General features: G+C 43.4%; 9 protein-coding genes and 1 tRNA gene. 1 reads left to right on the forward strand and 9 read right to left on the reverse strand.

Features of this window, described 5'->3' with window-relative positions; all coding sequences use genetic code 11:
- Positions 1-77: 77 nt before the first annotated feature.
- The 4 genes from QUA99_RS05970 to QUA99_RS05985 all read right to left on the reverse strand — a co-directional run bounded on the left by QUA99_RS05970 (position 78) and on the right by QUA99_RS05985 (position 7,500).
- Positions 78-2,684, reverse strand: coding sequence for a PAS domain S-box protein (locus QUA99_RS05970; protein ID WP_333236691.1), 2,607 nt, complete (start codon positions 2,682-2,684; stop codon positions 78-80).
- Positions 2,681-3,076 carry a response regulator gene (locus tag QUA99_RS05975; protein ID WP_333236693.1) on the reverse strand — a complete coding sequence of 132 codons (396 nt, stop codon included), beginning with the start codon at positions 3,074-3,076 and terminating at the stop codon, positions 2,681-2,683. The genes QUA99_RS05970 and QUA99_RS05975 overlap by 4 nt, the downstream gene beginning before the upstream one ends.
- A gap of 127 nt (positions 3,077-3,203) precedes the next feature.
- Positions 3,204-4,640, reverse strand: coding sequence for a response regulator (locus tag QUA99_RS05980; protein ID WP_333236695.1), 1,437 nt, complete (start codon positions 4,638-4,640; stop codon positions 3,204-3,206).
- Complete coding sequence (locus QUA99_RS05985; RefSeq protein WP_333236697.1) at positions 4,633-7,500, reverse strand: ATP-binding protein; 2,868 nt, start codon at positions 7,498-7,500, stop codon at positions 4,633-4,635. Before QUA99_RS05985 ends, QUA99_RS05980 begins: the two co-directional genes overlap by 8 nt.
- 367 nt (positions 7,501-7,867) lie before the next feature.
- Between QUA99_RS05985 and QUA99_RS05990 the strand changes: the two genes are divergently transcribed.
- A tRNA-Arg gene (locus QUA99_RS05990) sits at positions 7,868-7,940 on the forward strand.
- A gap of 66 nt (positions 7,941-8,006) precedes the next feature.
- Here the strand turns inward: QUA99_RS05990 and QUA99_RS05995 are convergent.
- From QUA99_RS05995 to QUA99_RS06015, 5 genes are all read right to left on the reverse strand, one after another.
- Positions 8,007-8,150, reverse strand: a complete 144-nt coding sequence (locus QUA99_RS05995) for a hypothetical protein (protein WP_333236700.1) — start codon at positions 8,148-8,150, stop codon at positions 8,007-8,009.
- A gap of 6 nt (positions 8,151-8,156) precedes the next feature.
- Positions 8,157-8,321, reverse strand: coding sequence for a hypothetical protein (locus QUA99_RS06000; RefSeq protein ID WP_333236702.1), 165 nt, complete (start codon positions 8,319-8,321; stop codon positions 8,157-8,159).
- Positions 8,322-8,480: 159 nt separating this feature from the next.
- Positions 8,481-10,043 carry a circadian clock protein KaiC gene (gene kaiC, locus QUA99_RS06005; RefSeq protein WP_333236704.1) on the reverse strand — a complete coding sequence of 521 codons (1,563 nt, stop codon included), beginning with the start codon at positions 10,041-10,043 and terminating at the stop codon, positions 8,481-8,483.
- Positions 10,044-10,187: 144 nt separating this feature from the next.
- Complete coding sequence (gene kaiB, locus QUA99_RS06010; RefSeq protein WP_333236707.1) at positions 10,188-10,502, reverse strand: circadian clock protein KaiB; 315 nt, start codon at positions 10,500-10,502, stop codon at positions 10,188-10,190.
- 189 nt (positions 10,503-10,691) lie between these two features.
- Positions 10,692-11,627, reverse strand: a complete 936-nt coding sequence (locus QUA99_RS06015; protein WP_333236709.1) for a circadian clock protein KaiA — start codon at positions 11,625-11,627, stop codon at positions 10,692-10,694.
- Positions 11,628-11,954: the final 327 nt, after the last annotated feature.

Below are 11,954 nucleotides of genomic sequence, written 5' to 3' on the forward strand. Positions count from 1 at the left end.
TCATTGAAATGCTCCCAACTCCAAACCCTTCTGGAATAAGTCATTCCCACTTCTCAAATCTCAACTCTAAAATGGTATTATGCAGAAGCGATCGCTCCTTTGAGACACCGCTGCATATAAATTTGAGCTACCCGATCATTAGGGTTTATTTCCAAGCAGGCCGAAAACAATCTTATAGCTTCGCCAGAGTTGTCACTATTGTAGAGTACCAAAGCTTGCTCGAAGATTGTCTTTGTCTCTAACTTTTTCTGTCGTAACTCTGGCGGATCGGCCGCAAATACTTCATAAACTGTTACCATTCGCGATTTGCCTTTAACTGCTACGCGATCGATCAACCTCAAATCATAAATATCGTTTAACTGTATAAAAGTATTGTGAGTAATTAACATCGAAACTTCATACTCTTTCGTCAAAGTTTCCACGCGGGAGGCTAAGTTTACCGCATCGCTAATCACCGTGCTGTCCATCCGACTTTGGCCGCCAACCGTGCCTAACATCAAAGAACCCGTATTGATTCCTATGCCAATTTGCAGCGGCGGGCGATCGGGTCGATTGCGACTAATATTATACTCGTTAAGCTGTTCTAGCATAGCAATTCCCGCTTTCACAGCATCGTCCGCACTGCCATTAAACAGTGCCATAATCGCATCGCCAATGTATTTATCAATAAAACCAAAATTGTCAGTAATTGCCGGTTCCATCCGCGACAAATAACCATTAATAAATTTGAAATTTTCTTCAGGATTCATCGTTTCAGAAAGAGAAGTGAAATCGCGAATATCTGAAAACAGCACCGACATTTCTTTCTGTACCTGATCGCCTAATTTGACTTCCAGAATACTTTCATATCCCAGAAAGTGGAGAAATTCGTGCGGCACAAACCGCCCGTAAGCATCTGTTAATTTTTCTTCCGCTGCTAAAGCTTTTTCTAACTCGTCTGTGAATTGACGGCGCTCGGTTTCTACCTCTAGACGTTCCGTGATGTCTTGAAAAGCGGCGATCGCGTAAACGATGTTTTTCCGTTCGTCGTAGATTGGAGTCGCCCAAACCTCGATCGGCACAATCCGATCCGAGCCATGAATTTCTATATCGTCCATACGCACAAATTCTCCCCCCAACGCCCGAACAATCGGTTGCCGATCCCTCGGATACAATTGATTAGTTCCAGCGTCGTAAAAATGATAAGCTTCAGGAAATTTGTCAGTACCCACATCCGAAATTAAATCTTGGGCTAGTATCCTTTCGCCCCAAGAATTCATGTAAAAAAGCTTACCCTGACCATCTACAACAACTATTCCTACCGGCATTGCTTCCAGGAATTGAGTTAATCGGCTTTCGTTTTCTGACAGGGCCTCATTTAACTTTTCTTCTGCTGCCAAAGCTTTTTCTAAATCATTAGTAAACCTGATTCGTTCCACTTCCACCTGTCTTTGCAAACTAATATCCTTAGCAAAACCCTGATAGTAAAGGACTTCACCGTTAGCATCATAAACTGTGCGCGCATACTCAGAAATCCAGATAATGCTGCCATCTCGACAGTAAACCTGAGACTCAAACTCACACAGAGTACCGTGCTGTTTCATCAGCGCCAGAAACTCTTGACGGCGGTTCGGTTCCACGTACAATTGCTGCTGAATATCATTAATACTTTCTATCAATTCTGACGCGGAATCGTAGCCGTAAATTTCTGCCAGAGCAGGATTCGCACTGATAAAATGTCCGTCCGGCGTCGTCTGAAAAATACCTTCTAGAGCATTTTCAAATATCCCGCGATACTTCTCTTCAGCTTGAATTAGCGCCACTTCAGCTTGTTTGCGTTCAGTTATGTCAGTAAAAGCAATAATCGCATAGGAAATGTCGCCTGTAGAATCATAAATTGGAGTAGCCCAACTCTCTACAGGAATAATCTTATTAGCTGTACGAATTTCTACATCCTCAGTCCGCACATTTTCGCCCCGAAGCGCCCGCATAATTGGCAATTCTTCCACCGGACATCTCTGATTAGTTCCCGCTTTATAAAATTGATAAATTGCTGCTTTTTGCTCAGAATTAATATGCGGCACAGTGCCTTTGCCAAATACCTCCCGCGCCTTCTGATTTGCGTAAAAAGATTGACCGTTTGCATCAAGCACGCACACCCCTAACGGCATAGCTTCCAGGTATTGCGTCAACCGACTTTCGTTTTCGTGGAGTTGGGCAATCAGCATTGCCTGCTTGCGGTTTAATTTTACCAACTCCTGATTCATCTGCTGAAGTTCTATTTGTTTTTCAGCTAATTGTTTATCTTGAAAGTATCTGTATATTGCTTCAGTAACAGTTAATTTTAAGTCATCACATTGCCAAGGTTTAGGTATGTATCGGTACAATTTAGCATAGTTAATAGCATTGGCTACCGCCTCCAAATCTGCCTGCCCGGTCAGCATAATCTTGAGAGAGTTAGGTGAGATACCGTGAACGCTCCTTAATAGCTCGTCTCCTTTCATATTAGGCATGATATGATCGGAAATAACCAAAGGAACTTCATAATCTTCAGCTAAAAGTTCTAACAGCAACTCTAAAGCTTCTTCGCCACTTTGGGCAGTTTCAATTAAATATTTTTCTTCAAATGCTTTTAGCAGGTCTATTTCCAGACTATCGAGTATAGTCTGCTCATCATCGACACAAATAATGACTGGTTTTTTCATAAATTTGCTAGACCAGACTTGATGGCTTCAATTAATTCTTGATTGTGCCAAGGTTTTGGTATTAAAGCATGAAGATTTGCTTGAATTTTTGTTTTTTCGATTGCTTGTTTGTCTGCTTGCCCAGTCAGCATCACTGTCACAATTTGCGGATATTTTTGATGAATTTTAATCAGCAGTTCATCTCCTTTCATCCCGGGCATCAACCAATCAGAGACAATCACTAAAATATTAACCTCTGCGTCACATAGCTCTTCAATAATCTCTAGGGCTTCGGCAGCACTTTCAGCAAATTCCCAAAGATATGTACCGTTAAATGCCTGTTGCAGTTCAATTTCCAGACTTTCCAACACCGCTACTTCATCGTCAACACACAAAATTGCTGGTTTAGACATCGCTAGTTTCCTTCTTTAGTGTGGCAGGGTCAACCTCTATGGGTAAGCACACCGTTTTCCAAATTCTACATTCTGCGCGGTTAGACTGCAAATTTTTAGACTCAGACTTCAGTCTCCGGCGCTTTACCTACTCAGTTAAATTAATCGGCAAAGACACTGTAAATGCAGTTTTACCGGGCACAGACTCCACATCAACTTTACCCTGATGTTTTTCAATTATTTTTTTGACAATATCCAATCCCAATCCGCTGCCTTCTCCCGCAGGTTTCGTAGTAAAAAACGGCTCAAAAATTTTCATAAAAATCTCCGGTGGAATTCCCTTACCGCTGTCAGTAAATTTTACCATAATGGTGGTATCTTGCTGTACCGCGTCAATTGTTAAAGTTCCTTGATTGTCCATCGCTTGTAAGGCATTGTGAATTAAATTTGTCCAAACTTGATTTAGTTCGTCGGGATAACACAGTACCGCAGGCAATTGAGATTGATAGTTTCTGACTACTTCCACACCCTGCTTGATCTGGTTCTGATAAAGAGTTAATACAGTTTCAATTCCCTCGGTAATATTTACCTGTATTTTTTCCCCTTTTACATCGTAACGCGCATAATTTTTCAGGGCAAAGACGACCTTTGCAGCGCGTTCAGTAGCGGTAGCGATAGTTCGCGCGCTTCTGTGAATGCTAGCAAATTGGTAGGCTGTTTTTATAATATTTTGGCTGTCTGGGTCATTGAGCAACGGCAAGAATTCTTGCAGATTTCCTTGCAATCCGATATTTACTAAAATGCTAGCAAGGCTCTCAGCATTGTCAATCCCTTGCGACTCTAGTTGCTGCTTGACGCCTTTTTTAAATTCCCGTTTTTCTCGGGTAGATAAAGAGTAATTTTGTTGACTAGAACTGTACATCAAACGCAAGAAATCTTGCTGGCGTTCTGCTGACAGTTCTTTAAAAAAAACTGGCAAACTTTCGAGATTATTATCCAAAAAGCTGGTAATATTTCCAATAGACGATCGAATCGCCCCCAGCGGCGTATTAATTTCGTGAGCAATGCCCGCAATCAGTTGCCCTAAAGCGGCCATTTTTTCCGATTGAACTAATTGATTCTGAGTAGCTTGCAGTTGCTCTAAAGTGAGGGTCAGTTCATCGTTTTTTTGTTGGAGCTTTTTTTGCAACTGGCACATTGCTAAATGAGTTTCTACCCTAACTAGAACCTCTTCCACCTGAAAGGGCTTGGTAATATAATCTACCCCGCCCACAGCAAAAGCTTTGACCTTATCTAGTACGTCATTGATCGCGCTAATAAAAATTACCGGAATGTTGCGAGTGCGTTCATCAGCTTTGATTTTTTCGCAAACTTCGTACCCGTTCATTTCGGGCATCATAATATCCAGCAAAATCAAATCGGGAGGCATACCTTTTGCCGCCGAAAGTGCTAACTCCCCGCTAGGTACGGGGCGGACTTTATAGCCCTTGCCATTCAAAATTCCGGCTAGCAGCCGCAAATTAGCTGGGGTGTCGTCAACTACTAAAATATTACCGCGATCGGTGCTGAGAAGGTCATTATTCATTTGATATTGTTTGAGATATTAACTTTAAAACTTTGTCGTACTCGAAATTTTCTATACAATTCGCGATCGCACCTGCCGTTACTGCATCCTTTAATAGAATTTGCTCGATCGATCTATCAATTACATCCATATCTGCATTCAGTATCGCCAGCCTTAAATCAGCTATCAGCGACTCAGGCAATTTCACGAAATCAGCCGCAGTCATTGCCCGATCGCCCTCTTTGATTGCCGATAAATTAGCTTGACCCGGATCTTCATAAATATAGCGCACTCCGATATGTTTGTGCATAGCATCAAAAATATCGGCTTCCCGGAAAGGTTTCCGCATAAAAGCATCGCAGCCCGCCGATAAAATAACTGCCCGTTCTTCCTCCAAAACGCTCGCAGTCAGCGCAATAATCGCAGTAGCTTGACCTTTAATAGTGCTTTTAATGTATTGCGTCGCTTCGTACCCGTCCATCACGGGCATTCTCATGTCCATCCAAATTAAATGCGGTTCCCAACTGTCCCAAATCTCAATAGCTTCTTGACCGTTAGTAGCTTCTTTCAGTTCAAAACCCAGAGGATGGAGGATTTTAATTAACAGTTGGCGGTTGAGCGGTTTATCGTCTACTATCAAAATGCGATAGGTGTGTTGCTTGGGAACCAGGGCAATAACATTCCGGCTCGGTTTTGGGCTTTCAATATCAGCCGCATCGACCGCAACAACTTGAATGTCAAACTTAAAATTAGTTCCCTTACCAACAGTAGAACAGACACTCATTTCGCCACCCATTAATTCCACAAATTTGCGACTGATTGGCAATCCCAAGCCTGTACCTTCTTGCGAATCTTTGCCTGTCTTGGTTTGCACGAAAGCTTCAAAAAGATAGTCTAATTCATTGGTAGCAATACCGGGGCCAGTATCTTCTACTTCAAAATGCACGAAGAAGGAATAGGCCGAAGCTGCCTCGTCATTAGGGGTGGCAAAAATCGCGTTTTTAGATTGACTTAATAGGGATACTTTCCGATTATTACTTGCAGTAACTTCTGTATTTGTTAATTTTTCAGACAAATAAACTCTGTCCCCTTCTACCTGCTGATTTCTGCCTGCTGAGTGCTTACTAACTCTGACCGAAACACCGCCCTCACTGGTAAATTTAAGAGCGTTATTTAGCAGATTAATTAAAATTTGCCGCAACTTTAAATCGTCTATCTCTACGTATTGTGGCACGTCTGGACTGCGGTCAAAAACTAACTGCAAGTGCTTGTCATCTGCTTTGAGTAGAAACATATCTTCCAAGTCGTTTAGCAGGCGATAGAGGTCGATTTTATGGGGATTGAGGGTGGTGCGCCCCGATTCAATTTTAGATAAATCTAGTACGTTATTAATCAGGGTGAGGAGGTGTTCTCCGCTGCTGCTAATTATGCTAATATTTTCTTGATGTTCTGGGGATAGAGTTTGGCTGCGAGTCATCAGTTGGGAAAACCCGAGAATTGCATTGAGAGGCGATCGCAATTCGTGGCTCATGTTAGCAAGAAAGGTGCTTTTAGTTTGATTCGCTACTTCCGCTTTGTCTTTAGCTACAGCCAATTCTGCCGTCCGCTCTTGCACTCGCTGTTCTAAAGTTTCAAAAGATTGTTGCAGTTGTTGAGCCATGCTGTTAAATGACTTGGCTAATTCCCCCAATTCATCCGAGCGTTCGCTTTCTACTATTTTGTCCCATTCACCTTTAGCAATATTTTTGGCTGCTGCATTTAAGCTCAAAATAGGATTTGTCACCCACCGAGAAGTCAGAATGCCGATCGCCACAGCTACTCCTAAAGCTGCAAAACAAAGCAAAACCGCTGTGCGGGTATTGGCATCGATTTCTTTGGTGAAATCTGCTTCGGGAACAACTACGACAATCAGCCAGTCTAAACCTTTGCCGTCTTGGAACGGCAAGACTTTTAAAAATTGTCGCTTCCCATCTATTTCAAATTTCAATAACTCAGAATTTTTAATTTGGTTGAATTGGTGAAAATGTGCATTCAAATATTTAGCTGTTGCTTGAGTAAAAGGGTTGCTGCTTTCTTCCACTTTAAACAATTGTTTTTCATTACCTTTGGTGCGAAAGGGTTTTTCGGTGGTGGAAGTTGCTAACAAAGTACCCTGGCGATCGATAATAAATGTTTGACCGGATTTACCAACTTTGAGACTGTTGAGAAATCTCCCAAGATGGTCGAGACGCAAGGCAGCAGATAATACTCCTTCTAGCTGATTTTTTTCGCTGTATGCGGGTTGGAGAGCGCTGATAATTAATGTCGGTTCTAGTAAGGAAACATAAACCGAACTCCAAGTGGGTTTGCCTGCTTTTACTGCACTTTTGTACGCAGGATGCTGTCGGTTATTAAAGTTTTTGACAATGGTGGCAACTGTAGTACGATCGCCTCGCTCGTTTGTATTGTAAGAATAAAAATTTAACCCAGTAGATTTCTCTATCACATTCATCGTTCGGGAGCCGTTAGACATTTGTTCACCGGATCGATAATCTCCCTTCTCGTTGCTAACGGAGGTATAATTGATATAGGGATATAATTGTACTTGCCGCCAAAGATATTTCTCCCAAGCTGATAAGTTGTCCATCTTTAACAACCCGAGCTTGACAGCATCCAGCTTGGTTTGATTGATTTGATGGGGAGTGGTCAGGTAAACTTGCAGGTTTTGCTCGACACGCAAACTCACCTCGCTCATTAACTGACTGGCAAGGTTATTAACTGCTGTTTGTCCGTTTCTAAAAGACAGATATCCTACGAGTCCCACGGCTCCCACGATTTGCAGTACAAATGGAACTATGAGAACAGTTCGCAGCGGTAATTTGTCTGACATTTTAGAAACCATAAGATTCAGAGGTTTGGTGAACTCAGCCTAGAATCGTCCTTGCAGAGCCAGTCCTAACAGTAGCGCCATTTGCTGCCGACTAGCTAGAGGGAATTCAGGGGGGCTGTATTAGCCGTGGTAGATGCTCAACCCCGATCGAATGTGAACCTAATTTTTGCTATATTAAAGGCTGTTATTTTACCCCATTGTCGTATTATTTTGATAATTTAGGTAGAATTTTTAGTCCCGGGCTTCGAGAACTACCTAATAAACGCGATCGCGCGGGCGAGTTCAACCCCGGTAGGCCAAGCGATTTGGAGGCAGGCCAGGAAATTTGCGATCGGCACTCGCCATTTTCCGCAAGACGTGTTATACTCTGAAAAGTTGAGGGCACGTAGCTCAGTGGATAGAGCATCAGGTTCCGGTCCTGAGGGTCGGGGGTTCAAATCCCTCCGTGCTCATTTTATATTTGTTTTGCGCGACAAGGGTTTCAGGTTAATTCTATTACCTAGCGTCCTATTTTCCGCTCAAATTTCGCTCCCATCTGTTCCAAGTATCTCCAAAACCAGCTCCATGTCTGCCAAGTTTGCCCCGGACTTTTTGCGCCGCGCTTTCAACATTCCTGGGGTTTTCGTCGGAATCAAACTTTTGAGCTTTTCCTGTTTTCCCATAGTTTTTCAAGCTTCCTTTAACCGCTCAAGCTGAATAAAAGCCTCTGCCATCCGCTCGTGCTCAGCATCTTGCATTTCCTGCAACGGCTTCAGCAAAATCCCTTGCGTGTCGCTGTCGGTACTGGGGTGGCAGATGTCAGCTTTTGTGTTTAATGAGATACGCTTGGGCATTGGGCATCGCTCGGATTGCAGCTCACTTCCTTAATAACTGCTATAACAGTCACAAAATCACTAACTGGGAAAAATTCCGTGTTATTTTGTGCAAAAAAATCAAAAATTTGGGTTGAGTAGCGTCACCCAACCTACTTTTAATCAAGAATCACTGCTAACTCAAATATCTTCATCCTCTTCACCTTGCACCCCCTGGAGAATCCGCGATAGCTCACTCTTCTCATTAACCGTAATCCGAGTGGGAGAACCGCTGATAATCCGTTCGTAACCGCGGAACGAATCTTTAATTTGCGGCCCTCTTTCAGTAATCGTGTATTCCCGAATTCCTTTGTCGTGCCACGAACCGCGCATCTTAAACACATTAATTGCCCGCGACATTTCGCCTCGAATCTCGACATATTGAAGCATGATAATCGTGTCAGTAATCGTAGAAATATGCGAGTCCGTAATCGAATGAGAACCCATAAACTGGTCGCTTGTATTCGTGAAAAAGCCGGTTATTTCTTCCTGCTTCGCAAAACCCGTTACTCCGATCACAAATTGCCTGAAAGCATTATTGCTGACACCCCTAGCTAAAGCCGACAGCGAGTCTATTGCAATTCGAGAAGGTTTGAACTCAGCAATTTCTGATTTAATCGTCTGCAAGTGGTCTTCCAAACCCGCAGATTCCGGGTAAGTACACAGCAGCTTCAGCATTCCTTTCTGTTCCATTTCCTCAAAATCAATGCCCCAAGAATAAGCATTGCGGAACAACTGAGCTCGCGACTCTTCATAGGCAAACAGCAGCGCCCGATTGCCGTTCATACAAGCATTCTGCAAGAACTTGCTCACCAACAGCGTTTTGCCGGTTCCCGTCGCACCCGTAGCCAAAATAATCGAGTCTTTAAAGAAACCGCCACCGCACATCTCGTCGAGAGTTTTATCGCCGGAAGAAACCCGCACGTTAGAAGACTTTTGAGTTAATCGCATCGCCCCCAAGGGGAAAATATTAATTCCCTCATTAGTCATAGTAAAAGGATATTCGCCCTTCATGTGAGTTGTACCCCGCAACTTCAAAATTTCCATGGTGCGGCGGCGGCGTTCCCCTTCCAAAACGTTCCGAACAATCACTACATTATCCGACACAAACTCTTCCACCCCAAACCGCGCCACCGGGCCGTATTCTTCAAGCCGTTCGGTAGTCATAACTGTAGTTGCTCCTACTTGTTTGAGGCGCGCAACTAAGCGAAAAATTTCTCGGCGTACTACCGATGCAGCGTCGTACTGCTGAAATACGGCCGTCACGGAATCTATAGAAACGCGCTTGGCTTTGTACTTGCGAATTGCGTACTGAATCCGCTCGATTAAGGCAGATAAATCAAAATTTCCCACGATGTCCTGACCTTCGGGATCGGGGGAAGCGTCCAAAATAAATAGCTTGCCTTCCTCGATCAACTGTGCCAAATCCCAACCGAAACTGCAAGCATTTTTAATAATATCTGTTGGAGATTCTTCAAAAGTTACGAGCACTCCAGGTTCGTCAAAATGGGTGATTCCGTTATAGATAAATTGTACTGCAAATAAAGTTTTTCCGGTTCCTGAGGTGCCGCTGACGAGCGTGGTTCTGCCGATTGGCATTCCGCCGTGACTGATGTCGTCGAAACCCTCAATCATCGTGCGAATTTTTTGAACTCCTGCCGTTACCAATTTTTCTGGTTGCACCGTTTGACTAATTTCATTCATGTCGATTTTTGTCAACCCTCAGTATTCTTTAGTTGTCACTCATTAACCGCAGCTCATGAGTCTTTGTACCCAGCTTTTAGTTTGGACTCTTGCTCAATAACTCATGACTGCTGACTGCTGACTAATGACTGTCATCTGATTATCTTATGAATTTAGGTCTTCTTCGCGAAGTTCTTCATAGAGCAAGTCTAATCCTATCAGAACTTTCTCGCGATCGGACAAATCGCCAATAATTTTTCGCACCGGCGGCGGCAGGATTTTGGCCAGCGTCGGGGTTGCCAATATTTTGTCCTCTTCTGCTAGCTGAGGATTTTTGAGAACGTCTATGACTTTCAGTGCGTAGACTCCTTGAAATTCTTGTTCTAGGATGTCCTTTAGGGTTTTCAAAGCTCGCACTGAGTTGGGAGTATTTCCCGCAACATACAGCTTCAGAACGTAGGTTTTCTTCAGAGCACTCATGAACTTGTTTAAAGATTGAGTATTAGTTGTCAGATGTTAGTTGTAGTTGTTATTTGTCTTAAATCCGCTGTTCTTTGTTATTTTATAATAATTTCAGCCTCGCGATGCCGCTGCCGAATGTCTTCTCCTTTCTTCTTTGTTAAATTTTATCTTCTACCTTCTTTTTTCTTAAATTCTGCAGAATCGCTTCTACCTTTTACCTTGAGATGCCTCTTTCGGAATCGATCGCCTGTACATCTCGCACATATGAGCGATCGCGTCAATTAGGGTCAAGCGGTAGTCGAGCAATATTTCCTCGCTGCGCCCTTCTAATTTTAGCTGTTTGGCGAACTCGTCCATCAATTCCATGTGAATTTCCACAATTTGAGTCACAGGCACATCAGCAAAAAAAGCCAAATTCACAAATTCATCTATTTGATTGTTGACCGCAGGATCTTGAGAAAAATAATTCAAAACGATTTCGCGATAGCTGGACTTCAGTTGCTCCAAAAACTTTTGCTTCTCTGGCCCTGACAGATTTCGCAAAAAAATCTGGGAATTTCTTTTATAATACACACCTAAGTATCCTAATCGCTCCCGTAATTTTTCCGCAAGTCGGCGCTGTTGTCGGCTTAGCAAACTTTGAGCAGTCAATTGGGTCGTGGCATCGACCATTGCCGATGGGTTATCGACAGGAACCGGAGTTGAAAGTTTCAAAAATTGTGCGATCGCCCGATCGATAGCCGCAGCTATTTCGCTCGATCGAGCGATTGCTAGTTGCACCTCAGCAGGGTGGTAAAAAAAAGCACAGCTTTGCTCTCTTCTGTTCTCGGCGGTACTGGCTGCTGCCTCAAAACCATCTGAACCTGGTGCAATCGGCCTTCCATCCTCCCCCGCCTGGGGCGAAAAAATCACCGCAGGCAAAAAGAGCGATCGTTCTTGCAGCTTGCTCAGAAGCGATCGCAGATCCCCATTGTCCTCAAAAACCAAACAATCAAGGTGGTAATTTTGCTTCAGGAATCCCAAAAACTCCACCGCCGACTTAATGTGCGTTAAAGCATAGCGTTCGCCCTTCAAAAGCTCGATCGCAGACCCTGCGATATCATCAGAGCGGACAAAAATACCAATAGAAAGTTGCGGAAGCAAAGCTGTAGGTGAACCACCTAAGTTGCCCGAAAGTGCTGGATCGCTCAGAGTTGATATCTCCTTTACAAAAAACTTAACATTTTCACAATCATCTCAACATTTATTTTAACCAATCTTAACCGCAAAATAGGCTATAAGCTTGTAGCACAGTAATAATCAAAGTGTACTTCTTGGTTTTTGTGTCAAGCACCCTGAGCGTGATTTCTGCAATTAAGCTTAAGCCTTAGAATACTTGCTAGTCGCCTCAAATCAGGTGCAGGCATCGAACTGGTAAGTTTCGCTGCCGATCCCGGGCCCTTGAGCCAACTGATATAAAACAAATAAGAT

Source organism: Microcoleus sp. F10-B2 (assembly GCF_036704965.1).
In the GTDB taxonomy this organism is placed as follows: Bacteria; Cyanobacteriota; Cyanobacteriia; order Cyanobacteriales; family Microcoleaceae; genus Microcoleus.